20 protein-coding genes are annotated in these 24,727 nt (G+C 42.9%); 5 read left to right on the top strand and 15 right to left on the bottom strand.

Annotated features, from left to right (window positions below; genetic code table 11):
• Positions 1-29 precede the first annotated feature (29 nt).
• Positions 30-755, top strand: a complete 726-nt coding sequence (locus tag NSQ29_RS10305) for a DsbA family protein (RefSeq protein ID WP_341124971.1) — start codon at positions 30-32, stop codon at positions 753-755.
• Between the two features lie 89 nt (positions 756-844).
• Here the strand turns inward: NSQ29_RS10305 and NSQ29_RS10300 are convergent, their stop codons facing one another.
• Positions 845-3,100 carry a type IA DNA topoisomerase gene (locus tag NSQ29_RS10300; RefSeq protein WP_341124970.1) on the bottom strand — a complete coding sequence of 752 codons (2,256 nt, stop codon included), beginning with the start codon at positions 3,098-3,100 and terminating at the stop codon, positions 845-847.
• 186 nt (positions 3,101-3,286) lie between these two features.
• Here NSQ29_RS10300 and NSQ29_RS10295 point away from each other — a divergent pair, with 186 nt between their 5' ends.
• A complete protein-coding gene (locus tag NSQ29_RS10295; protein ID WP_076298740.1) occupies positions 3,287-4,150 on the top strand; it encodes a pentapeptide repeat-containing protein in 864 nt (287 codons plus the stop codon).
• A gap of 11 nt (positions 4,151-4,161) precedes the next feature.
• On the opposite strand, the gene NSQ29_RS10290 is transcribed toward NSQ29_RS10295, so the two are convergent.
• The 9 genes from NSQ29_RS10290 to pdhA form a co-directional block, all read right to left on the bottom strand.
• Complete coding sequence (locus NSQ29_RS10290; protein WP_341124969.1) at positions 4,162-5,877, bottom strand: proline--tRNA ligase; 1,716 nt, start codon at positions 5,875-5,877, stop codon at positions 4,162-4,164.
• 423 nt (positions 5,878-6,300) lie between these two features.
• On the bottom strand, positions 6,301-7,788 hold the full coding sequence (locus NSQ29_RS10285) for a glutamate synthase subunit beta (RefSeq protein WP_341124968.1): 1,488 nt from the start codon (positions 7,786-7,788) through the stop codon (positions 6,301-6,303).
• 230 nt (positions 7,789-8,018) lie between these two features.
• Positions 8,019-8,510, bottom strand: coding sequence for a dihydrofolate reductase (locus NSQ29_RS10280; RefSeq protein WP_149647325.1), 492 nt, complete (start codon positions 8,508-8,510; stop codon positions 8,019-8,021).
• A gap of 53 nt (positions 8,511-8,563) precedes the next feature.
• Positions 8,564-9,544 carry a thymidylate synthase gene (locus NSQ29_RS10275; RefSeq protein WP_042188802.1) on the bottom strand — a complete coding sequence of 327 codons (981 nt, stop codon included), beginning with the start codon at positions 9,542-9,544 and terminating at the stop codon, positions 8,564-8,566.
• Positions 9,545-9,651: 107 nt separating this feature from the next.
• Complete coding sequence (locus tag NSQ29_RS10270; protein ID WP_341126748.1) at positions 9,652-10,626, bottom strand: S66 family peptidase; 975 nt, start codon at positions 10,624-10,626, stop codon at positions 9,652-9,654.
• Positions 10,627-10,803: 177 nt separating this feature from the next.
• Complete coding sequence (gene lpdA, locus NSQ29_RS10265) at positions 10,804-12,216, bottom strand: dihydrolipoyl dehydrogenase (protein WP_042188806.1); 1,413 nt, start codon at positions 12,214-12,216, stop codon at positions 10,804-10,806.
• Positions 12,217-12,218: 2 nt separating this feature from the next.
• Positions 12,219-13,871: a 2-oxo acid dehydrogenase subunit E2 gene (locus NSQ29_RS10260; protein ID WP_076283552.1), complete on the bottom strand. Its 1,653-nt coding sequence runs from the start codon at positions 13,869-13,871 to the stop codon at positions 12,219-12,221.
• A gap of 110 nt (positions 13,872-13,981) precedes the next feature.
• Complete coding sequence (locus NSQ29_RS10255) at positions 13,982-14,959, bottom strand: alpha-ketoacid dehydrogenase subunit beta (RefSeq protein ID WP_042188810.1); 978 nt, start codon at positions 14,957-14,959, stop codon at positions 13,982-13,984.
• Positions 14,960-14,974: 15 nt separating this feature from the next.
• Positions 14,975-16,042 (bottom strand): pyruvate dehydrogenase (acetyl-transferring) E1 component subunit alpha, encoded by a 1,068-nt coding sequence (gene pdhA, locus NSQ29_RS10250; protein WP_042188812.1) that lies wholly within the window; start codon positions 16,040-16,042, stop codon positions 14,975-14,977.
• A 265-nt stretch (positions 16,043-16,307) separates the two neighbouring features.
• Between pdhA and NSQ29_RS10245 the strand changes: the two genes are divergently transcribed.
• Positions 16,308-17,039: an alpha/beta hydrolase gene (locus tag NSQ29_RS10245; RefSeq protein ID WP_341124967.1), complete on the top strand. Its 732-nt coding sequence runs from the start codon at positions 16,308-16,310 to the stop codon at positions 17,037-17,039.
• A gap of 136 nt (positions 17,040-17,175) precedes the next feature.
• Here the strand turns inward: NSQ29_RS10245 and NSQ29_RS10240 are convergent, their stop codons facing one another.
• The gene (locus NSQ29_RS10240) at positions 17,176-17,640 is read right to left on the bottom strand and encodes a low molecular weight protein-tyrosine-phosphatase (RefSeq protein WP_076283779.1); all 465 of its coding nucleotides are present in this window, start codon (positions 17,638-17,640) and stop codon (positions 17,176-17,178) included.
• 161 nt (positions 17,641-17,801) lie between these two features.
• Between NSQ29_RS10240 and NSQ29_RS10235 the strand changes: the two genes are divergently transcribed.
• On the top strand, positions 17,802-18,443 hold the full coding sequence (locus NSQ29_RS10235) for a thiamine diphosphokinase (RefSeq protein WP_076283550.1): 642 nt from the start codon (positions 17,802-17,804) through the stop codon (positions 18,441-18,443).
• A gap of 326 nt (positions 18,444-18,769) precedes the next feature.
• Complete coding sequence (locus NSQ29_RS10230; RefSeq protein WP_339241593.1) at positions 18,770-19,270, top strand: C40 family peptidase; 501 nt, start codon at positions 18,770-18,772, stop codon at positions 19,268-19,270.
• Between the two features lie 42 nt (positions 19,271-19,312).
• Here NSQ29_RS10230 and NSQ29_RS10225 read toward each other — a convergent pair whose 3' ends face one another.
• From NSQ29_RS10225 to NSQ29_RS10210, 4 genes are all read right to left on the bottom strand, one after another.
• Positions 19,313-20,206, bottom strand: coding sequence for a response regulator transcription factor (locus NSQ29_RS10225; protein WP_341124966.1), 894 nt, complete (start codon positions 20,204-20,206; stop codon positions 19,313-19,315).
• The gene (locus NSQ29_RS10220; protein ID WP_341124965.1) at positions 20,151-21,191 is read right to left on the bottom strand and encodes a ThiF family adenylyltransferase; all 1,041 of its coding nucleotides are present in this window, start codon (positions 21,189-21,191) and stop codon (positions 20,151-20,153) included. The genes NSQ29_RS10225 and NSQ29_RS10220 overlap by 56 nt, the downstream gene beginning before the upstream one ends.
• A 72-nt stretch (positions 21,192-21,263) precedes the next feature.
• On the bottom strand, positions 21,264-22,817 hold the full coding sequence (locus tag NSQ29_RS10215) for an ABC-F family ATP-binding cassette domain-containing protein (RefSeq protein WP_042188823.1): 1,554 nt from the start codon (positions 22,815-22,817) through the stop codon (positions 21,264-21,266).
• Positions 22,818-23,153: 336 nt separating this feature from the next.
• The gene (locus tag NSQ29_RS10210; RefSeq protein WP_341124964.1) at positions 23,154-24,653 is read right to left on the bottom strand and encodes a serine/threonine protein kinase; all 1,500 of its coding nucleotides are present in this window, start codon (positions 24,651-24,653) and stop codon (positions 23,154-23,156) included.
• Positions 24,654-24,727 lie beyond the last annotated feature (74 nt).

Here is a 24,727-nt window from a genome sequence, read left to right as displayed (position 1 = left end):
TAATTCCTAAATGAGGTAGGAGATGAGATATGAACAAGAAAGTGAAGTCCAACCATTCTCGAACTAACAAACAAATGCTTCCCATGCTCTTAGGTATAGTTGTTGTAATCCTTGTCGCTGTTATTGTCTTCATTCTAAATGACAAGACGGACAGTACAGAGGGTTTACCTAACTACACTGATGTGAAGGGGAGCATTGTTGTTGATGGGCTGAAATATGAAAAGCAACCTCATCTTGGTAGTCCTGATGCCAAAATCAAAGTCATCGAATTTGCAGATTTCAAATGTCCTGCCTGCAAAAACTGGACGGAGAAATATCTGGATACGTTTGTTAAGGACTACGTGGATACTGGAAAAGTTGAGCTTTTCTTCATGAACTTTGCCTTCCTTGATCGAGATTCCTATCTTGCTGCAAGTGCAGGTGAAGCCATTTATAAGCAAAGCAACGAGAAGTTCTGGGAATATCTCCATAAGCTGTACACCAATCAAGGCGATGAGAGCAAAATATGGGCCACACAGAAGTTCATTCTAAATTTCGTCAAAGATAACATTGAAGGTATTGATTACGCACAATTCGAAACAGATCTCAAGAATCATACCTATATGTTCGACGTCAAAGAAGACTTCAAGATCGCGGGATCGTACGGGGTAAATGGTACACCTAAATTTATGGTAAACGGCACCCTGCTTCCTGACTCCTCCTATGAAGGGTTAACTGCAGCGATTGAAGCGCAGCTGGCTAAATCCGCTGAATAATTATAAGGCATGATTAAAAAGGTGTCTCCGCCATGTATCCATCATGGCTAGAGACACCTTTTTACCGTACACACAATCTTTCCGTTCGACTATGATTCAATTGCTAATTGGCCCGTATCCATATTTTGAAGCACTAGCTTGCCTTCCAGAGGTGTACCGTCTTCGCTGGTAAGCTTTAGCTTGCCCGTCCGACCTTTCTCAATCAACGCCTTCACTTGTGTATCCGTGAGTGTACGACCATGATTCTCTTTCCAGATCACAAATTTGCAGCCTTCCTTGTAATGAGAGCAGCCGTAGCCTTTTTTTCCCATAAAAATCATTCCACCGCAACCGGGACGCGGACAGTTTCCGATGACCTTAAGTCCTGAATTGGCAGATTCCTCTTCACTACTTGCCTTGCGCTTTCGCGGCGCCGCAGGTTTGTCGGTGGTTTTACGAGATGTACTTCCAGCACTTCGTCCTTTAGCACTTGTATTGACAGAAGGCGTCTCCCCTTCAAATGAGGTTTTGGACGCCCGAGATTGTACTCGTACTTTGTCTACGATCATGCAGGCGAATCTTTTTACATTCTCCATAAACTGCCCGTCCGACGCCGTTCCTCTCGATATTTCGTTCAAACGACGTTCCCATTGTCCGGTCATTTCCGGTGAAGTCAACAGCTCAATACCCGCTCCACGAATCAGCTCAATGGCTGTTCGTCCTTTTTGTGTGATGGCAATTTTTTTGCCCTGCATTTCGATGTATCCGACATTCTTCAGCCGTTCTATCGTTGCTGCACGGGTAGCCGGAGTTCCAAGCCCTGAATCCTTCATAGCATCGCGAAGCTCTTCATCCTCAATCTGCTTTCCGGCACTTTCCATCGCTCGAAGCAGCGTACCTTCTGTGTAATGCTTGGGTGGCTGAGTATCTTTCTCTTTAACAATAGCCTCACTACAAACCACTTCTTCTGCCGGAGCAATAGAAAATGGTTCGTTCACTTCGATCTCTTCGTCCTCTTCGTCATCCTTGTTCTTACCCTTGGAAGTCTTCGCTTTATCCTTCTTCTGGTCCGCGTAAATGACCTTCCAGCCGAGGCTTAATAATTCCTTGACAGTGGTTTTGAACTTTTCCTCTTCTACCTCGGTCATCACCGTATGCACTTTATACTCCGCTGCCGGATAGAACTGAGACAAAAAACGCCGCACAATCAAATCATACAGCTTTCCTTCATCTGCACTAAGTCCTGATGCTTTACGATATGTAGGCAAAATCGCGTGGTGATCCTCAACCTTCGAGGGGTTGCAGATGAATTTATTCCCTTTATGAACGAGATTGCGATTCGCACCCTTCACCCACTCATCATAAGCCGTCCCTTGCAGCGCGGATAACGTCTTATGCATCTCAGGAATATTCTGTTCTGTAACATAGTTGGAGTTCGTCCGCGGATAAGAGATCACCTTATGCTTTTCATATAACGCTTGAGCAATATCAAGCGTCTTTTTTGCGGAAAAAGCGTACTTTCCATTCGCCTCACGCTGCAGCAGCGTTAAATCGTACAGCTTATTTGGATACTCTTTTGTTTCCTTAACCTCGTAAGACTCAATCCGGCCCGGTTTTCCTTTGACCTTGGCAGCTAGCGCCTCCGCCTTATCCCCGTCAGTCAGCCGATCCCCCTGCCACATGCCTTTATAGGTCATTTCATTCTGAGTAAAATGTCCCTCCACCTCAAAAAACTTTAGGGAAGAGAACGCCTCAATCGTCTTCTGACGGTCGTAAATCAGCGCGAGTACGGGAGTTTGAACCCTACCCACGGACAGCAGCACATTATGCTTTGTAGTAAAAGCACGTGATCCGTTCATGCCGATGAGCCAATCCGCTTCACTGCGAGCTTTTGCTGCTTTCGTTAGATTCTCGTACTCCGATCCATCCTTCAGCTCCTGGAATCCTTTGCGAATGGTCTCTGGCGTCAGATCCGAGATCCACAACCGCTTCACAGGATGCTCCAGCTTCAAATGTCGTTGAATGAGTGAAAAGATATGCTGCCCTTCTCGCCCGGCATCGCATGAATTCACTAGAAGATCGCTACGTTTCGCAAGATCTCCAATTACCTTGAGCTGGTCGATTGTCCGCACATTAGGAACCAGTTTGAACTGGTCTGGAATAATGGGCAGATCATTAATATTCCACTTTTTGTATTTGACATCATAAGCATCCGGCTCGGCCAAACCGATTAGATGCCCTATTGCCCAAGTAATAATGTACTGCTCCCCTTCAAGATAGGAACGGTAATTTTTGGCCTTCGGTTCTATTGCGGCGGCGATATTCCGCCCCATATCCGGTTTCTCCGCAATAATGAGTGTCTTCAAAAACAATCGCTCCTTACCTTTTCGTTCTTAAGTCCAAAATGCGTCCAGTATTCTATTATACCATTAACCTCGGTTTTTTTTAATGGATTGGTTAGTAGGCCTAGGTAAAATTCAGACTTCCCTTTGTCTTTTCTATGAATTAGAATAGTTTGGTAAACGAGTTTTATATATCGGAGGAATCAAAACGTGTCTGAAAATCACAAATTTACAGAACCTTATAAGGACAAAAACGGTCACTATTTAAAAGCAGAATGTGAGAGTTGCTTCGGTTTGTGCTGTTCCGCACTACCTTTTTCAGCTTCAGTGGATTTTGCTATGGATAAAGCAGCTGGCCAGCCGTGCCATAACCTACAATCAGACTTTCGCTGTGGTGTACATACAGATTTAAGAACGCTTGGATTTCGTGGTTGTACTGTATATGACTGTTTTGGGGCTGGGCAAAAGCTTTCTCAGGTTACTTATACCGGTGAGGACTGGCGGAAGAATCCAAAAACTGCAAAGCAAATGTTCGAGGTATTTACGGCCATGTGGCATTTGCACGAATTGCTATGGTACTTAAATGAATCATTGAACTTAGATATAACCCATTCAATACATGTTGAGCTGCAAACAGCACTCGATGAGACGGAACAACTCACTTTACTTAACCCTGATTCTCTACAGAAGGTGAATGTTGACGCTCATCGAGCAAAGATTAATCTGTTACTGCTGCAAGTCAGTGAACTTGTGCGTACTGAGGCTCGTCGTAAACTAAAAAAAGCATCGAGAACTTTCAGCCGTGGTGCTGACCTTGTCGGCGCAAATCTTAAAAATGCAGATCTCAGGGGTGCCAACCTGAGGGGAGCCTATTTGATTGCCGCTGACCTTAAAGGCGCTAATCTTAGAGGTGCAGATCTTATTGGTGCAGATTTCCGTGACACTGACCTTAGGGGCGCTGATCTATCAGAGAGCATTTTTCTAACTCAGGGTCAGATTAATGCGGCAATAGGTGATGATCTCACAAAGTTACCTCCAGCACTTTCCCGCCCTGAACAATGGCTTTCAGTTTGAGTTATAGAAGTTTAATTCAGCTGCGAAAAGAATTCTTGGATACGAGAAACTGCTTCTAACTTTTCTAAGACTTCTTTACCCGCAGCGGAGGCTCTTTCTAGATACTCCACCCTACCTTGTGCAGCCTCCTTACCGACTACTAACGTTACGGGTATACCAATCAAACTTGAATCCTTAAATTTAACGCCAGCACGTTCATCCCTATCATCTAGAAGCGTCTCAAAACCGAGCTTAGTAAGTTGATTATAAAGCTCCTCTGCAACTTCCAGTTGCTCCGAGTCCTTTATGGACATCGTCAAAATATGAACATGATAAGGTGCTAATGCAACTGGCCACATTATTCCTTGATCATCATGATTCTGTTCTACAATTGCGGACAATAGTCGCGAGATTCCAATTCCGTAACAACCCATGATCATAGGCTGACTTTTGCCTGAACGATCTAAAAAGGAAGCTCCAAGCTTCTCACTGTATTTGGTACCTAATTTAAAGACATGTCCGATTTCAATGCCTTGATGAAAATGAAGAACGCCATCCTCGCAATGTGGACAAGCTTCTCCTTCCGCTACATTGCGAAAATCCCCCACATGCTCAAGCCCAAAATCTCTACCAGGTACAATATTACGGAAGTGATAATCTTTTTCTCCTGCTCCCGTCGTACCTTCCGTCATCTCAGCAACTGCGGCATCAACTAGTACAGTTAATTGAAGTCCCACAGGCCCCACAAACCCACTCTCTACACCCGTTAAGGATTTCACAGCTTCATAGTCAGCAAGCCTGATCTCCATTGCTCCGATATATTTACTCACTTTTATCTCATTAACTTCATGATCTCCTCGAACCACTACAGCAAAGAATTGTCCGCTACCTTCGTAGATCAATGTTTTCATAATCTGCTCTGGCTGGATCTCCAACTCCTGCTCTAATTGATCAATTGTACGTAAATTTGGAGTATGGAATTTCTCTATCGCTGGTACTTCGAAATTCATTTCCTTCTTAACAGGACGCACAGCTTCTGCCTGCTCCAGATTGGCTGCGTAATCGCAAGAGGAACATACCGCAATCGTATCTTCCCCGATATCAGCCAGTGCCATAAATTCATGGCTGCCCCCTTCTCCGCCAATTGCACCAGAATCTGCATGAACAGCTCTGAACTTCAATCCACATCGCTTAAATATCCGGTGATAAGCAGCGAACATTTGGTGGTATGATTTATCAAGTCCTTCAGAGCTTATGTCAAAAGAGTACGCATCCTTCATCAAAAACTCTCTTCCTCTTAGCAATCCGGAACGTGGTCGCCGTTCATCTCGAAACTTAGTCTGAATTTGATACACGGTAACAGGAAGCTTACGATAGGAGCTGATCTCATTCCGCACAAGTGTGGTTACTACTTCTTCATGCGTTGGACCGAGAATGAATTCCCGCTCATGACGATCCTTAAAAGTCATCAACTCCTTACCATAAACATCATAACGTTCTGATTCCTTCCAAAGTTCCGCAGGCTGCATGGATGGCATTAAAATCTCCTGCGTTCCGGAATGATCCATCTCTTCTCTCACAATCGCTTCTATCTTTCGCAGAACCCGCCGTCCAAGTGGTAAATAGGTATATACTCCAGCAGCTAATTGACGGATATACCCCGCACGCAGCAGTAGCTGATGACTGTTTGTCTCCGCTTCCGAAGGCACCTCACGCAGTGTTGTTAATAATAAATTGCTTTGTCGCATCTTAAATACCCTCCTCAGAAATTATCTCTCTAAATGCAAAAAGACACATTCGTCAGGGACGAATGTGTCGTGATACCACCCTTATTTAACTGCCAGCTCAACATACAATCTATTCTGATTTGGCAATCCTCAAATCGGATAACGGTCGATTCCGGTAGCGGGTTAGTAGATACTATCGCTACAGCTACCAAGGCAGGATACCACTCACACGTGTTTGAGGAACCTTTCACCCGGTGGGTTCCCTCTCTGTTCTAACGCTTCTTGAATCGTAGATCCTTGGTCAATGCTTTTATCATGTGAATAATGTATTTAATTTATATGATACTGATATCTACGTCAAGCATCGCTTTATTTAAAAAACCGTTTCTCCAGCAGGTAAACTGCTTTTGAAACGGCTTATTAGACAATTATTATCTTAACGTTTTAAACAAGAACGGTTGAACCCATCAGGTATTTATCCACTTCACGCGCAGCTTCGCGTCCTTCGTTGATGGCCCATACAACCAAGCTTTGACCACGTCTCATATCGCCAGCAGCAAACACTTTATCCACGTTGGTATTGAATTTACCATAACGTGCTTTCACATTGGAACGACGATCTGTCTCAAGATCAAGCTCTTGAATAATATCTTGTTCTGGCCCATCAAAACCGATGGCTATCAAAGCTAATTGAGCAGGATACACAGCTTCGGTACCTGGAACAGGTTGATAGATCTTACGACCTGTCTCATCCACGATCCGGCGGATCTGTACAGTATGCAGCTCTTTCAAGTTACCTTCATCATCACCAACAAATTTAGTAGTCATGATAGAGAACTCACGCGGGTCATCCCCAAATATGGCTTTAGCTTCTTCTTGCGCGTAGTCTAGGCTATATACATTCGGGAATTGTGGCCAAGGGTTAGCAATCGGATCACGCTGAAGAGGTGCTTTTTCATGTGTACCAAATTGAGTGATACTGCTGCAACCATGACGAAGTGCTGTAGCAACACAGTCAGATCCAGTATCACCGCCACCCAAGACGATCACGTCTTTACCTTCAGCAGATACATAGTTGCCATCTTCAAGATTGGAATTCAAATAGCTCTTAATCGTACCATTTAAATAGTCCATGGCGTACATAACACCCTTAAGCTCACTGCCTTCAACGTTAAAACGACGTGCCTTTGTAGCTCCACCACACAGAACAACCGCATCATACTCATCCACTAGCTTTTGAGCAGGAATATCCTTGCCAATCTCTGTATTCACTACAAAATTAATACCTTCTGCAGCTAATAAATCTACACGACGTTGAACAACTCTCTTATCGAGTTTCATAGTGGGAATGCCATATGTCAGCAGTCCGCCGATGCGGTCACTGCGTTCAAATACAGTTACTGTATGTCCAGCCTTATTAAGTTGAGCTGCTGCTGAGAGTCCAGCAGGTCCAGAGCCTACGATTGCAATCTTTTTGCCTGTACGTTTCTCTGGAGGATTAGGTACAACCCAGCCTTCTTCAAAGCCCTTATCAATAATAGCTAACTCAATGGTCTTAATGGTCACCGGCTGTCCAATTAGACCCACTGTGCAAGAGCCTTCGCAAGGAGCAGGACAAATGCTTCCAGTAAACTCAGGGAAATTATTCGTCTTATGCAGACGTTCCAGGGCTTCTTTCCAGAGTCCACGGTACACCAAATTATTCCACTCTGGAATTAGATTATGAACTGGACAACCCGAGGTTCCTCCAGCCATATCAATTCCTGTATGACAATACGGCGTTCCGCAATCCATGCAGCGCGCTCCTTGTGTCTGAAGCTCGTCCTCGGATAAATGATGGTGGAACTCCTCCCAGTCTTTTACCCGCTGCTCAGGATCCCGATCACCTGGGAGCTGCCGTTTATACTCCATAAAACCTGTAGGTGTAGACATGTTTACGTTTCCCCCATCCGTTCTCTTCGTGTTGAAGTATAGTACATTGTAGCATATTGCGGCTTCATATGGTCATGATCAGCGCAATGAAGTACCTGCACATTCTATACCTGTAGATTATCATTTCTAATTTTAATTATAGTAGCACTCATTACTTTTGCACAGTAATGGATTAATCTACTGATTTTTTGTACTATTTCACATGTTATGTCAGAGAAAACGTTTTATTGCTATTCCGTACGTTCATAAACAAGAAAACGATAATCATACGGATTCTTTTCATCACGAATTCCCTTCTTATTGGAAACCTCTTTCCACACACTCCAGTCAATATCAGGAAACCGGGTATTTCCTTCAAAATCCTGTTCAATTTGCGTTAACATCAACTTGTCAGCATACGGCAACATCAGCTTATAAATTTCCGCACCGCCGATCACCATCAGCTCATCGTCTTTTCTACCCTCGCTGAGAGCTTCCTCAAGCGTGTGTACAACCTCTGCACCTTCAGGAGCATAATCAGTATCTCTAGTCATAATTAAGCTTGTTCTGCCCTTTAGAGGCTTCCCTCCGAGCGAATCCCACGTTTTGCGGCCCATAAGCATTCTCTTTCCCAGTGTTTCTGCTTTGAAATAAGCGAAATCAAGCGGTAAATGCCAAGGCATATCATTATCTTTTCCAATAACATGATTGGTGCCCATTGCCCATATTAAGCTAATACTCATGATACACGCTCCTTCCTACCTATATAGATCAAAAAATCTTGATAACCATTAATTTATACTGCGATCGGAGCTTTTATCGAAGGATGCGGATTGTACCCTTCAATGATAAGGTCTTCCAGCTCGATATCAAAAAGTGATTTCTTATTTGAATTAATAACCAAGGTAGGCAATGGTCTTAAGTCTCTTGATAATTGCTCTTTTACTTGATCAACATGGTTTGAATAGATATGTGCATCACTAATGCTATATACAAACTCGCCTACTTCTAGACCACACTCATGTGCAATTAAATGTGTAAGTAAGGAGTAAGACGGGATATTGAAGTTAGCTCCAAGAAAAGAGTCAGCGCTGCGCTGCAGCAAGTGACAGCTTAATTTACCATTTGCAACATAGAACTGGAACATAACGTGGCAAGGTGGTAACGCTGCTTTACTCCCTTTTGCCCCAGCATTTATAACATCTTCCGGGTTCCATGCGCTTACAATTAAACGACGAGAATCAGGATTTGTTTTGATCTGATGAATTACATCTTGTAATTGGTCAATGGATTCACCCGTAGAAGATGTCCAATTTCGCCATTGCTTACCATAAACATTCCCTAGGTCACCATGCTTCGCTGCGAACGCATCATCTTCTAAGACACGATCACAAAATGCTTTCATCTCTGCTTGATAAACTTGATTGAAGTCTTCATCAATTAAACAACGATTCCCGAAATCAGTCATATCTGGACCTGTATATTCGTCTGATTCAACCCATCTTTTGAAAGCCCATTCATCCCAAATATGATTATTATTTTTCAATAAATAACGAATGTTTGTGTCGCCTTTAATAAACCATAATAATTCACTTGCGATTAAACGGAACGGTGTCCGTTTTGTTGTAAATAATGGGAAGCCTTTTGATAAATCAAATCGCATTTGATAACCAAATACACTAATAGTACCCGTTCCGGTACGATCTTCTTTTTTTACACCATTATCTAAAATATATTGTAAAAAATTCAAATAGGTTTGTTCTAACTCATTATTCAAATTACTGCACCTCCGTAATATTTCACCTCATATATTATATCTGAAAAATCCGATTTTTGTAGAAGGTAAGATATTTTTTAAATTTATTTAATAATCTGAGGAATTCACTACTCCGATATTCTTAACTCTACTCTAACCCCATAAGCACGAAGTGAGGCTTGTCCACCTACAGGGAAAGTAATCATAGGGGATGTATGTCCAAAGTCCACGTCTGCAATGACAGGAATGTCTGATAGCTCTTCTTTCGAAGTTATGATTTTGATCAACAGTTCTTTAGTCATACGTGATTCTTGTTGGAATCTGCCAATAACCAATCCTTTAACATGCTGAAAATCTGGTTGATGAATCAGCGATTGTAAATCCCTATCAAAGGTTGCAGGCGATGACTCATAATCATCCTCAAGAAATAATATCGAATTTTTTAAACTTGGCATATACTCCGTTCCCTGCAAAAGATTTAGTGTACAGAGGTTCCCACCGATAATTGTCCCTTTCGCTTCTCCATCATTGATAATGAACGGACCTTCATTTCTGATAAATACACGGTTCTCCTGATCCAGATACCACTCATCATCACTCCAATGCTTCGAAGGCCTCACCACTATTTCTTTGTTGTCCATCATCAGCTTACGGAAATATTCGGTGGTATATTCATTGTCGTGAAGCATTGCGAAGCTAGAAAAATGTGGTCCTGAATATGTAACTAATCCTGTTTTAGCATAGATTGCATTACTTAAAGCAGTAATATCCGAATACCCGCATAATCGTTTAGGATGCTCTGCAATGATGGAATAGTCGATATAACGTAGCAGTTGATTGCTATTAAAGCCTCCAATGGTCGTAAGAATCCCTTTAACATTCGGATCTAAAAAAGCTTCGTGCAAATCCTCTATTCTAGAATCGATCGATGAGGAAGCAAAATCATCCTTCTCAAAAGAATTTACGGAAAATGATATCCGAAAACCTAATTTTTGCAGCTGTTCTTTGGCAATTTTCCTTTGTTCAGCAGCGATTAACGACAGACTTCTGGCAGGTGAGATGATTCGCAACTCATCACCAGGCTTTAACTTATTGGGTTTCATCATTTGTCCTCCCTATATAAGTTTTTAAAATACGGATGAATGATTTTATAGTGTATTCGCTCAAATTGTTTCATCTCCTCCCATTATATCTTTTTTCAAAAAAGTGGAAAACTCAAAAAGGCGAAACGCAAATGCGTTCCGCCTTTCAGTGCCTGCTAGAGCAATTGGGTAGAGAAATTATTTCATTACGTGAATAGGGTGACCTTCAACCAGTTCAGCAGCTTCCATGACGATTTCGCCAAGGGTTGGATGCGCATGAATAGTCAAAGCGATATCTTCAAGTGTTGCGCCCATTTCAATTGCCAAACCAAGTTCAGCGATCAAGTTAGAAGCTTCGATACCAACGATTTGTGCACCAAGCACAAGATTGTTTTCGGAGTTAGCAACAATTTTGATGAAACCTTCTGGGCTGTTCAAAGATACGGCGCGGCCATTCCCTGCAAATGGGAACTTACCAGCTTTCACTTTGTAGCCTTTGTCTTTCGCTTCTTTCTCAGTCAAACCAACGCTTGAGCATTCAGGATCTGTAAACACAACTGCTGGGATGACTTTGTAGTCAACAACAGATGTAAGTCCTGCAATCGCTTCTGCGGCAATCTTACCTTCGTAAGAAGCTTTGTGAGCCAACGCCAGACCTGGAACAACGTCGCCGATAGCGAAGATGTTAGGAATGCTTGTGCGACCTTGGTGATCGACTTTGATCAATCCACGCTCGTCGAGCTCAAGACCGATCAGGTCTAGTCCAAGTTCACCATCAGTGTTAGGACGACGGCCTACAGTTACAAGCAAGTAATCCGCAGTAACTTCTTTGGATTCGCCACCAACAGAATATTTCACGGTAACTTCCTTGTCGTTCTGTACAGCACTTTCAGCTTTAGCGTTAGTTACGATTTCGATGCCAGTTTTAGCCATGTTTTTCGCAACAAGACGAGTCATATCTTTATCAAAGCCTGGAAGTACAGTATCCAAACCTTCGATGATTGTTACTTTAGTACCGAATTTGGAGTACATTTGGCCAAGCTCAGCGCCGATGTAACCACCACCGATTACGATCATACTCTTCGGAATTTCTGGAAGCTCAAGAGCTTCAGTCGAAGACAGAATGCGTCCACCGAATGGGAAAGGTTTCAGTTCAATCGGACGGGAACCTGTAGCAATGATGCAGTGTTTGAAGCGATAACGTGGGGATTCATGATCATTGAACACACGTGCTTCTGTGTCGCTGATAAACATGCATTCGCCGTTAAATACTTCAATTTTGTTGCCTTTCATCAAGCTAGTCACACCGCTAGTCATTTTCTTAACTACGCCGTTTTTGAACTCTTGAGTTTTGGCAAAATCCACTTTAACGTTCTCAGCAGTAACACCGAAAACTTCACCATGCTTAGCAGATTCGAACTGATGTGCAGCAGCAATCAGTGCTTTAGAAGGAATACATCCACGGTTCAAACATACACCGCCGAGTTCCGATTTATCCACGATGAGGACTTTTTGGCCGAGCTGGGCGGCACGAATTGCCGCCACATACCCACCAGGACCTGCACCAATGACCAATGTGTCAATATCTAGAGAAGCGTCTCCTACTACCATAATTATACCTCCATAACCAGCAGCTCAGGATTATTGAGCAGCGATTTAATGTAGTTCATAAAGTTTTGAGCAGTCGCACCATCGATAATACGGTGGTCAAAGCTGAGTGACAACGCCATTACAGGAGCAACTACGATTTCACCATTCTTAACTACTGCTTTTTCACTGATACGGCCAGTTCCGAGGATAGCCACTTCAGGGAAGTTAATGATTGGAGTAAAGAACATACCGCCAGCAGAACCAATGTTACTGATGGAGATCGTGCTGCCCTTCATTTCGTTAGCAGACAATTTACCGTCACGACCACGAACTGCAAGGTCAGTGATGCTGCTAGCGATCATCCAGATGCTCTTACGGTCAGCATCTTTGATAACTGGAACGATCAAGCCGTTTGGTGTATCAGTAGCGATACCGATGTTGTAGTATTTCTTGTAAACAATCTCGCCTGCTTCTTCATCAATCATAGCGTTAAGCGCTGGGAATTGACGGGAAGCTGCAACCAATGCTTTAACAATGAACGGAAGGTAAGTAACCTTAACGCCTTTTTTCTCAGCGATTGGTTTCATCCGTGTACGGAATGCTACCAGTTCAGTAACATCTACTTCGTCCATAATTGTAACGTGCGGTGCAGTGTAAGCCGATTTTACCATTGCATTGGCGATCGCTTTACGAATGCCCTTGTATGGTACACGTTCTTCTTCAAGACTAACATTACCGCTCGCTGCTGCAGATGTTGCTTTAGCTTCAGTTTTAGCAGCCTTAGGAGCTTCAGAAGCTGCCGCTGCAGGAGTTGCCGCTGCCGCAGGTGCTGAACCACCTTTCAAGAATGCTTCAACGTCTTCACGAGTGATTTTGCCGCCTTTTCCAGTTCCGTTCACTTTAGAGATATCCACTTTTTGCTCACGAGCAAATTTACGAACGCTTGGTGTAGCCAACACATCACGGTCAGGCGCTGGTGCTGCACTAACAGATCCACCTTGTTTAGCATCAGATGGGCTAGTTGCTGCAGGGGAAGAAGTGGTATTTGCACTTCCTTTTGCTGCATCTGCTTCTGCGGAAGCATGACCTGCTTGTTCAGGAACGTCACCTTCTGCAGCAATGATAGCTACAACATCGCCAACACGGCATACTTGACCATCTTTAGTCAGAACTTCCAACACAGTACCGTTCACTGGACAAGGAACTTCAACTACTGCCTTGTCATTTTGAACTTCCATGATGATATCATCATCGGTTACTTTGTCACCGGCTTTGATATGCATTTTGATGATTTCACCTTCATGCAGACCTTCACCCAATTCTGGGAACCGATATTCAAAGTTCGCTGATTTAGCATTCGCAGGAGCTGGTGCAGCAGGTGCAGGTGCAGCTGGAGCTTCTTCAGCAGCATGGCCTTCTTGCTCAGGCACGTCGCCCTCAGCTTCGATAATAGCTACAACTTCGCCAACACGGCAAACTTGGCCATCTTTAGTCAAAACTTCCAACACGGTACCGTTCACTGGACAAGGCACCTCAACTACCGCCTTATCATTTTGAACTTCCATTACGATATCATCATCCGTTACCTTGTCACCGGCTTTGATATGCATTTTGATGATTTCACCTTCATGCAAACCTTCACCTAGTTCAGGGAATCGGTATTCAAACTTTGCCACTTTGAAAACCTCCTTGTGAAATTGGGACTGATCTTATGGTTAGAATTCAGAAGAAGAAACGACGTTGTCATCCATAAAGGATGACAACCGTTTCTCATAGAAAAAATATTTTAGAAATCCAAAACTTTCTTCACGCCTGCAATAATACGCGCAGGGTTTGGAAGCCATGTATCTTCAATTTGTGCGAATGGATATACTGTGTCCGGACCTGCGATCCGAAGAACAGGTGCTTCCAAGTGCAGCAATGCTTTTTCGTTAATTTGTGCAATAACCTCAGCAGCAACACCGGAGCTCTTTTGAGCTTCTTGTACTACGATAGCACGGTTAGTCTTCTTCACAGACGCTACAATAGTGTCGATGTCGATTGGACTTACAGTACGAAGGTCAATAATTTCAACGTTAATGCCTTCTTTTTCGAGTTGCTCGGCTGCTTTGGTAGCTGTATGTACCATCAGCCCGTAAGTAATGATAGATACATCAGCACCTTCACGTACTACGTTAGCTTTGCCAAGTTCAACAGTGTATTCACCTTCTGGCACTTCAGCACGGAATGCATGGTAAAGGTTCAAATGCTCCATGAAGAATACAGGGTCATTGTCGCGGATAGACGCGATAAGAAGTCCCTTAGCATCATATGGGTTTGAAGGAATTACTACTTTAATACCCGGGCTTTGTGCAATCAAACCTTCGAGTGAATCTGTATGAAGCTCAGCAGCCTTAACTCCGCCACCAAAAGGAGTACGGAATACGATTGGAGCATTATATTTACCGCCAGAACGCCAGCGCAGACGTGCCGCTTGAACAACGATCTGATCAAGTGCTTCAAAGATAAAACCAACGAATTGAATTTCTGCAATTGGGCGGAAGCCTTGTACACCAAGACCAAATGCCAGACCACCGATAGCGGACTCAGCTAGTGGAGTATCAAAAATACGATCTTCGCCAAATTCCTTTTGCAGCCCTTCCGTTACACGGAAAACGCCACCTACATTACCAACATCCTCTCCGAAGATAAGAACGTTAGGGTCACGATTCAGTTCAACGCGCATCGCGTCGCGGATCGCTTCTTTCATATTCATTTGTGCCATTGCCTGATATCCCCCTTATTCAAAATCGGCTTTTTGCTCTTCCAGATGTTTAGGTGTTACTTCGAACATGCTGTCGATCAAGCCAGGTATAGTCATTTTTTCGGTTTGTTCAGCTTTTTTAATCTGCTCGTTAACAGTAGCTTTCGCTTCGTCTTTCACGCGCAGCGTATCTTCTTCAGTCCAAAGACCTTTCTTCTCCAAATACTTGGCAAGACGGTTGATTGGATCCTTTTCGCTCCATTGTCCTTCTTCTTCTTTCGAACGATATTTACTTGCATCGTCAGAAAGGGAGTGTGGACGGAAACGGTAAGTTACAGCTTCGATCAATGTAGCACCTTCGCCATTACGTGCACGCTCAGCAGCGTCACGAACAGCACTGATTACTGCAAAGATGTCCATGCCGTCAACTTTAATTCCCGGGATACCAGCTGCAACCGCTTTGTGAGCGATCGATTTGGAAGCTGTTTGTTTTGCGAATGGAGTCGTAATCGCGTAACCGTTGTTTTGAACAAAGAAGATAACAGGCAGTTTAAAGCGACCAGCAAAGTTCAAGCCTTCATAGAAGTCGCCTTCAGAAGAACCGCCATCACCAGTGTAAGTAATTGCAACACTCTTTTGTTTCTTCAATTTAAAGCCCATTGCAATTCCTGTAGCGTGCAGGATTTGCGCGCCGATGATAATTTGTGGCATCAATACATTAACGCCATCAGGAATAGCTCCACCATGTTGGTGTCCACGGGAATATAAGAATGCTTGGTACAATGGAAGTCCGTGCCATACTAGCTGCGGAATATCACGGTAGCCTGGGCATAAGAAGTCTTCTTTCTCCAAAGCGTACTCGCTACCAATCATAGTAGCTTCTTGACCGGATACCGGTGCGTAGAAACCAAGTCGGCCTTGACGACCAAGATTTACTGCACGATCATCCCAAGTACGGGTAAATACCATACGATACATAATTTCTTTCAGTTGATCGTCGGTTAAATCAGGCATTTTATCCTTGTTGATAATTTCTCCATCCGGGGAAAGTACCGTTAGAGCCTCGACGTCCTCTGTATACACTTCATAAGGAACTTTACTCATTATCTTCACCTCAATAAAAAAATTTGAATATCAGCTGCCTCTGTTATAATATTATTATACACCTGTTTGGTTACTTTCGTCAAAGAAATACTTATAAAATTTATATTTCTTTAAATTTTGTATGTATAACAGGTGATTTATTTTTATATAACAGTTTAAAGCTTTTGGAACAAGTAAATGATTAATCACACAGTTACTCAGCTATTCATTTTAGAGCAAACCGTTGTGTATTGCAAAATTCGACAAGAAAGGTGACGTGGCAACTATGAGCGATTCTGTTTTTCTGAAACGCACAATTGTAAAAGAAACGCTTTGGAGTAAACATCTGCAGGAGGAACGTAAATTACGCATCTATCTTCCTCCCGGCTACAACGAAGTCTTGAGCTACCCAGTGGTATACTGCCAAGACGGCGAAGAGTTCTTTAACTTTGGCCGTATCGCTACACTCGCTGGACGTCTTATTATAGAAGAAGACGTGGAGCCCTTCATCATTGTTGGTGTCGAAGTAGACGTCGCTGTTCGGACTCAAGAATACGCTCCTTTTGGAAGCAGATTCAAGCAGTACTTATCTTGCTTTTCCGAAGAGATTATTCCCTTCATTGAACAAAAATATCCTGTGCGCCGTACTCCGGACGAACGAATCTTAGCAGGCGACTCCCTTGGGGGCAGTGTATCGCTCCACCTTGCACTTGCTTATCCTGCGATCTTCACACGTATCATCAGCCTTTCCGGTGCATTCTATCCTGAATCCCGCGACATGCTGGCTAAAGAAGAGGATCTCTCCTGGCTCAACATTAATATGGTCGTTGGTCTGCAGGAAACAGAATACAAAACGGATACTGGCATTTATGATTTTGTTCAGATGAATCGAGAAACAAAAACATTGCTTGAATTACGCGGAGCAACCGTATCCTACCGAGAGAAAGACGGACTTCATCTCTGGGGCTTCTGGCAGAAAGAGCTACCAGAATCTCTACTCTATTTCTTAAACGCATAATGACCTATTGATAGTAGTAAATAGTGAACATCTAAAGAACAGTATGTAGATTACTTGATTGCGCTTACAGTTAAATCCAGCAATTTCCCTCGATTTACCATATGAATCATACAGAGAGAGCTGTAATCCGAATGGGTTACAGCTTTTCTCTTATCATTCTTTCCAGCAATATGTCACAGCCCGCGTTGATCAAATCATATACCTGTTCAAAATTACCTGTAAAATACGGATCCGGCACTTCGCGCAGCTCCTCCTCAGGCAATAAATCCATGAAGAACATTAGCTCGGCGTCTTTCCCACCTGGAATCTTTCGAACATTCTCTCCATTAGACTTGTCCATGCAGACGATATAGTCAAATTTTTGAAAATCTTCACTGTCGACTAGCCGCGCTAACATGTTCTCATAGCTAATGTCGTTCTGATCAAGGATACGTCTTGTTCCTTCATGCGGCTCTTTTCCTATATGCCAATCTCCAGTTCCCGCTGAGTCTACAAGAATCTTATCAGATAGTTCTCGTTCATTAATCTTATGCCGCAGAACAGCCTCCGCCATTGGTGATCGACAAATATTACCCAGACATACAAACAGTACTCTTACGATTTTGTTCACCTCCCGTTGTTAAACCTAATTATATGTGAATTTATACTCAAAAGATCGCACACTCTCATTTTAGCGTTCTCGAGGTCAATTGTGCAACCTTTCGATCTGCATTATACTGGACAGGATACTCAACAAGAGGTTTAAGAGGAGGAATGGATGTTATGTCATCCAAACGAGTCGTAATTTTTGCAGGTGGAGAACTGTCTCCAGAATATTTCAACCTATTAGATGAAGATGATTTTATTATCGGTGCGGATCAGGGAGCGCTATTTCTCATTTCACACGGATATACACCAGATATAGCAGTAGGTGATTTTGATTCCGTTTCGCCTGAAGCGCTTCAAGATATTGAATCCAAAAGCAAGAAGACTATCACCTGTGATGCCGTGAACAAAGATTTGACAGATAGTGAGATGGCGCTAGATATTGCGATGGATCAGCAACCCGATTCTATTCTACTATTAGGTGTTACAGGTACTCGAATTGACCACTCCCTGGCTAGCATTCAAATGATGACAAGAGCCCTACAACGTCAAATCAACTGCTACGTCATGGACACGCATAACTATATAACCCTTACAGGATCCCAAGCAGTTATCAACGATTTAGGCTATACCTACGTTTCTTTACTGCCTTTAACCCCAGAAGTATCGGGTATTACCTTAGAAGGATTTCAATATCCATTGACTAACGCTACACTAAAGCTTGGACAATCACTTGGTGTGAGTAACAAACTGGTTTCATCCTCAGGGACGGTTACCATTCGAAGTGGATTGTTGCTGATCATTCAGAGTAAAGACTAGATACATAGAGATCATGTTTAACGTAAAAATGCTACTTTTTTATAGTTTAGAAACATCATTGTAACTTTTATCTCAAATTCGAAAAAGCCGTAAAAACTCTTTTGTACCAAGGGTTTTCCGGCTTTTTTAAGATCCTATTACATCAAATTATTAATTTTTTGTAACTTTTAATGAATTTTTAATAAAACGCTTACAACCCATACCCAGCCTCACTTTATTGCACCTCTTCCAATTTTTATGTCATAGATAACCTGCTATACTACGAATCAGGCAAGCAAGACAGACAAACACAACAACAAAGACTAACACCTTGGAGGTAATACAACATGAATAAACAACAATGGATTAAAAAAGCGATTGTTATAGGAATGGTTACTACAATGGGCTTGGGTACAATGATGGCAACAGGCGTAGGCGCAACGAAAGTTGAAGCAGCTTCCGTATCTAAAGGTCAAAGCGTAGTTAATCTCGGGAAGAAATATATGGGAGTGCCTTACAAATTCGGTGCATCCACTTCTACTACTAAAGTTTTTGACTGCTCTTCTTTTACAAAATACATCTTTAAACAATATAATGTAACATTGCCTCGTACATCCGTAGATCAATCTAAAGTAGGGAAAGCAGTATCGAAAGCTGACCTTCGTGTAGGTGATCTAGTATTTTTCTCCAGCGGTAGCAGAGCAAACGGTAAAAATGTAACTCACGTTGCTGTTTATGCTGGCAATGGCAAAATTCTGCACACTTACGGCAAACCAGGTGTTACGATTTCAGATCTTAACTCCGGTAATTGGAAAAAAACATATTTAAAGGCTCGCCGCGTACTGTAAACAACGACTCTGTAGAGTTCTAACTATAATAGAGAAATAGTCTCAGGATGTGGTGCCGCCTTCGGGCGCCCTCATTACATATCCTGTTCCGCGAACGGTGTGAATCAACTTGTTCCGGTGACCTTTATCCATTTTCAAACGGATATGTCTGATGTAAACATCTACAACATTGGTATCTGCGTGAAATTGGTAACCCCATACTTCCTTAAGTATCTCGATGCGAGAGCATATCATTCCTTGGTTCGCAGCGAGATAATACAATAGATCAAATTCTTTGGGTGTCATTTTTAACTCGATCCCGTCGCGACTTACAAACCTGCGGCTGGGATCGAGCATTAAACCATCGACTCTCAGTATTTGATTTAAATTTCGACGCCGTCCAGTAAGGGTTAACAAATTTAGAATTCTGTGTTTGAATTCACCGGTATGTAAAGGCTTTGTCATATATTCATTACCCCCGGCTGAGAACGCCGAAACTGCCCCAGTTCCAGATTCAGATTGTTCACCGGAAATCACCATTACCGGTAGAATCATCCCCTCAGCTCTTACAGCGGAAATTATGTCCCAGCCTTCCCAAGTCCCCACCTCGCATAACTCAGCAAGCAGCAGTACCGGTTCTACTTTTGATATGGATAAGCGGAGATCCTCGGGATCTTCGCTTTTTGTTGCTTCAAGTCCAATATCTTGTAGCACACTTTCTATAACGGTTCGATCTTCTTCTCTACTACTGCTATCAGCCATATACCATATTATTTGCTCAATCACAAAGTTCCCCCATATCCATATGACTTGCACCAGCATCACTGCGGTACGTATAGAATTCCCGGAAAACAAAAAGACCATTCCTAAGAAATGGCCTGAACACCTATTTACAGCTTCTTTATCCAAAATATCGATGATAAAAGCTCCGAGCAGCAGCAATATCTTTTGTTCCATGAATCAACGCTCTACCATCAGCAAAAATTACTAACCGATAAGGCCCTTCTATAAAAGAAATCAGATAAGCGTTGCTGTCCACGCTTCCGCTTCCTAAACGAGACAAACGGTCCGCAGTTTCCTGCAAGTTAAGCTTCTGTGGTCTCGCAGGGCGAATTTGTACTGTATCCCTTCCACAAAGAACATCGCCTCGTTCGGTATTCGCTGCCATTAGATAGGGATAGATCGGATGACTCCCACAAGAAGGGCAGTTTTTCTTTTTGGCAGCTTTCACTCCAATTTCATGGTATTCATTCCGCCACACATCAAACGTTAACAGTTTGTTTCTTAATTGTTCTTTACGCTTACCTAGTAGTTTCAGCGCCTCTGCCGTTGCATTTGCCGTAACTAGTTGTACTGCTTGCGGAAGTATACCTGCGGTATCACAGGTATCACCTCCTAGCGGTACTGTACCTAGAAGACAATGGAGACATGGAGTTTCTCCTGGCAAAATCGTATAGGTTATTCCATAACTCCCTACACATGCACCATAGATCCAAGGAATACCGTGCTTTTGCGCCATATCATTAATAATGAGCCGAGTATCAAAATTGTCTGTACCATCCATGATCAGATCAACCCCTGAAACAAGCCCTTCCAACTCTTCGGCACGAACATCTATAACATAGGCTTCAATAACGACCTCAGAATTAATCTGTTGAAGTCTGCGCTGCGCAGCAGCAGCCTTAGGCATACGTTCAATAGCATCTACCTCAGTATAGAGCTGTTGCCTCTGAAGGTTACTCCACTCTACATAATCACGGTCAGCTAAAATAATTTTGCCTACCCCGCAGCGTACCAGCGTCTCTGCAATCCCTGTACCAAGCGCACCTGCTCCCACTACTAAAACACTAGACTGCGCGAGCCTTTCTTGTCCCTCTTCTCCAAATGGCGCAAATCGCACCTGACGAGAATAACGATCTTCACGACCATCTGTATGAATCATTCGGTTTCCCTCCCCGTATCCAAAAACCGGAGAACAGCAGATCGTCTGCTATTCCCCGGGAGTATGAAGATTCTATACTTGTACTGCTGACCACTGTTCAACATCCCAAATTTTCGTAACCCAGTCTTCATAGAAATCAGGTTCATGGGAGACGAGCAGGACTGTGCCTTTATATTCTTGTAATGCCCGCTTCAGCTCTGCCTTGGCAATAACATCAAGGTGATTGGTAGGTTCATCGAACAGAACCCAGTTGCTCTCACGCATCAACAGCTTACATAGACGGACCTTAGCTTGTTCGCCACCACTCAGCATGCTAAGCGGTCTGGTAATATGCTCATTTTTCAGACCACATCGAGCTAGATGTCCACGCACTTCATTCTGAGTTAGACTAGAAAATTCATTCCAGACATCCTCAATAGGTGTAAGATTAGCTGCTTTCACTTCTTGTTGGAAATACGCTGAGTTCAGATAATCTCCTAGATAGGTTTTACCGCTATACGTAGGAATCACGCCAAGAATAGTCTTCAGTAGCGTCGATTTACCGACACCATTGCAACCAGTTATAGCGATCTTTTCTCCACGTTCAATGGTCATGTTCAGCATAGGAAGCAACGGACGGTCGTAACCAATCTCGAAATCAATGCCTTCGAAGACTGTTTTCCCGCTGGCCCGACTTTCTTTAAACTTAAAGGTAGGTTTTGCAGCTTCTTCTGGTCGATCAATTCGATCCATACGATCCAACTGTTTCTCACGGCTCTTCGCCCGTCCAGATGTGGAGGCACGAGCTTTGTTACGCTGAATGAAATCCTCTTGTTTCTTAATAAAATCCTGTTGTTTCTCATAAGCATCTATGTGTTGGATCTTATTCATCTCGGCCATATTCAGAAATTTCTCGTAGTTCGCAGTGTATCGAGTAAGTTTGCCGAACTCCAGGTGATAAACCACATTTACGACTTTATTCATGAATTCCGTATCATGAGAGATCAATATAAATGCATATGGATATTGCTTCAAATAGTTAGTTAACCAGTCGATATGCTCAACATCCAAATAGTTAGTAGGCTCATCCAGCAATAGTACATTCGGTTTCTCAAGCAGAAGCTTCGCGAGCAGAACCTTTGTGCGCTGACCCCCACTTAGTGAAGCGACATCACGGTCAAGTCCAATAACGGATAGGCCAAGACCATTCGCCATTTCCTCCACTTTTACATCAATAAGATAAAAATCTCCGATGTCCAGCTGTTCCTGAATGTCCCCCATTTGCTCGAGTAACATCTCTAACTCTTCAGGAGAAGCGTCGCCCATCTTTTCAGTTATAGTTAGCATTTCCTGTTCCAGCTCTAAAAGTGGCAAGAAAGCGTCCTTCAATACATCACGGATGGTTTTCCCTGGCGTTAAGATCGTATGCTGATCCAAGTAACCGTAACGGACGCGAGGCGTCCACTCTACTTTTCCACTATCCTTCAACAGTTTTCCAGTCAAAATATTCATAAGCGTCGATTTTCCTACGCCATTTGCTCCTACGATTCCTACATGCTCACCCGGTAACAACCGGAAAGAAACATTTTTAAACAACGTCCGATCCCCAAAATTGTGGGAAACGTCTTCTACACTAAGTAAACTCATAAATTCTCCGCAAGCTCCTGTCTATACTTAAATAATGCGTAATAAGAAGAAACGACGTTGTCATCTTTTAAAGACGACAACCGTTTCTCGTAAAAATATAAGGATAAAGTATAGTGTGAAGCTTATACTTTCTTATATTTCAAGCAGAAACGTCTTCGGCGTCCCTATAGGACGGTAAGCGTTCATGCAAGAAATATAAAGATAAAGTATAGTGTAAAACTTATACTTTCTTATATTTTTCAAAACACGTATAAATATATATTTTAACACACTTTAATGCAACACTGAACTAAAAGTTAGTTGAGTGAAAAGAGGAAGCATAGAGAACCGCTTTATTCAGCCTTTCTTTTGAAAAAAACTACGGCTTTTCCCCTTACTGGGTACATCTAATACTCCCTCAAACATTTCATTGATCACTTCTACCAACTTCCCCTTAGGCTTGAATGGATCTTGCTGAAAAGGTAGTCCATAAATCTTATCTGTACCTATAGCGGTTTGCAACAGATGTACAGTTGAGGGTTCTGCGAGTGGTAACCCCACCCTCCAATTCGTTTCAGGCTGTAACCTTTTACGCCTAAGCCACACTAGTAAATCTTCGAGTCGCCAATCTGCACCAGAAGTAATTAGAATCGGCATATCGCTATATTTGAACTCATCAAGCGCCCCTTCATATTCCCCAACGCCAAGATCCAACACTACAAATTGATAATCCCCTCTCATCAAATCAGCCATTTTTCCGTGAATAGGACGTTTCCAATAATGCACCCCTTTCCATGAAAAAGCAGATATCTCATTCTTGGATGCAACAGTTGTAATCTGTGTATGTAACATGCTGCGAATGCGTTCATAAACCGATGAATCAGGAGAAAAATCAACCCATGCAGTTGCCCCCTTCTGTGCAAGTAAGCTACTCACTGCGAATGAAGTATGTGTTGTTCCAAGACCTGAAGCAACTCCGAGTATGGCAATGACCATCGCTTTTCTCTTTTCTAGAGAATGTGGGACTGAAATAGTAAAATCATTTACTCTAACCATTTCGGACTCCATACGAATTAGCGTCTGTAGAACTGCTTTCGCATTCTGATAACGCTCTTCCGGGTGATGTCGTAATAAGCGTCTTATGATTGGAATAATGCCAGCTGGCATATGGTTATATAGCCGATCCTCCATCCCAGACTCCCATTGACTACATTGCCCTCCAGTTGCCATAAAGAGAATTAATGCACCTAATCCATATAAATCGGATACCGGCTGACTCTGCCCACTTCCATATTGCTCAGGTGCCGCGAATCCAACCGTACCAAGCTTAACCGTATCTTCAGAGATACCGTGTTTGTAGCTTCGTGCGATCCCAAAGTCAATTAACATCAGTTCTTTTTGCAGTGTCAACATGATATTTGAAGGCTTTAGATCACGATAGATAATCGGTGGTTGATGACTATGCAGATATTGAAGGACTTCTAAAAGCTGTTTAGCCGCCTGAATGATGAAGTCACTTGGCAAAGGTCCGGGATTATCCTTCATTAGCTGACTCAAGCTCACACCTTCAATATAGTCCATGATTAAATAGGAATACCCTTCTCGATCTGGAAGATAGAAATCGACAATACGCGGCAATCGTGTGTGGTCTAGTGTAATTAACATATCGGCTTCCGCTTGGATGTCAGAATGCAGCTCATCTAAGCATAAGCTTTCTTTTACAGCCCATCGTTTACCCTTTAGACGCAAATCTTCCGCAAGATAAACATTACTCATCCCACCTGAACCAATATGGCCCGTAATTCTGTATCTGTCATCAATAACCTGTCCAATCTTAAGTTTTGTCTCAAAATACAAACTTACTCCCCCTTTTCGCAAAAAAAAAAGAGAAAGCTTCCGCCATTAACGTTCTTACCGCAAAATACGGTCAC

Origin of the sequence: Paenibacillus sp. FSL F4-0236 (assembly GCF_038000135.1) — a bacterium.
In the GTDB taxonomy this organism is placed as follows: domain Bacteria; phylum Bacillota; class Bacilli; order Paenibacillales; family Paenibacillaceae; genus Paenibacillus_AQ.
Note: the sequence above shows the minus strand (reverse complement) of the source record. Positions and strands in the feature narration are given on the sequence as shown.

Coding starts and splice junctions, on each gene's coding strand:
- lpdA (WP_042188806.1), bottom strand. CDS start 12,216: ATGGTAGTAGGAGACGCTTCTCTAGATATTGACACATTGGTCATTGGT.
- NSQ29_RS10245 (WP_341124967.1), top strand. CDS start 16,308: ATGAGCGATTCTGTTTTTCTGAAACGCACAATTGTAAAAGAAACGCTT.
- NSQ29_RS10305 (WP_341124971.1), top strand. CDS start 30: ATGAACAAGAAAGTGAAGTCCAACCATTCTCGAACTAACAAACAAATG.
- NSQ29_RS10235 (WP_076283550.1), top strand. CDS start 17,802: ATGTCATCCAAACGAGTCGTAATTTTTGCAGGTGGAGAACTGTCTCCA.
- NSQ29_RS10215 (WP_042188823.1), bottom strand. CDS start 22,817: ATGAGTTTACTTAGTGTAGAAGACGTTTCCCACAATTTTGGGGATCGG.
- NSQ29_RS10270 (WP_341126748.1), bottom strand. CDS start 10,626: ATGAAACCCAATAAGTTAAAGCCTGGTGATGAGTTGCGAATCATCTCA.
- NSQ29_RS10230 (WP_339241593.1), top strand. CDS start 18,770: ATGAATAAACAACAATGGATTAAAAAAGCGATTGTTATAGGAATGGTT.
- NSQ29_RS10280 (WP_149647325.1), bottom strand. CDS start 8,510: ATGAGTATTAGCTTAATATGGGCAATGGGCACCAATCATGTTATTGGA.
- NSQ29_RS10220 (WP_341124965.1), bottom strand. CDS start 21,191: ATGATTCATACAGATGGTCGTGAAGATCGTTATTCTCGTCAGGTGCGA.
- NSQ29_RS10225 (WP_341124966.1), bottom strand. CDS start 20,206: ATGGAACAAAAGATATTGCTGCTGCTCGGAGCTTTTATCATCGATATT.
- NSQ29_RS10290 (WP_341124969.1), bottom strand. CDS start 5,877: ATGCGACAAAGCAATTTATTATTAACAACACTGCGTGAGGTGCCTTCG.
- NSQ29_RS10285 (WP_341124968.1), bottom strand. CDS start 7,788: ATGTCTACACCTACAGGTTTTATGGAGTATAAACGGCAGCTCCCAGGT.
- NSQ29_RS10255 (WP_042188810.1), bottom strand. CDS start 14,959: ATGGCACAAATGAATATGAAAGAAGCGATCCGCGACGCGATGCGCGTT.
- pdhA (WP_042188812.1), bottom strand. CDS start 16,042: ATGAGTAAAGTTCCTTATGAAGTGTATACAGAGGACGTCGAGGCTCTA.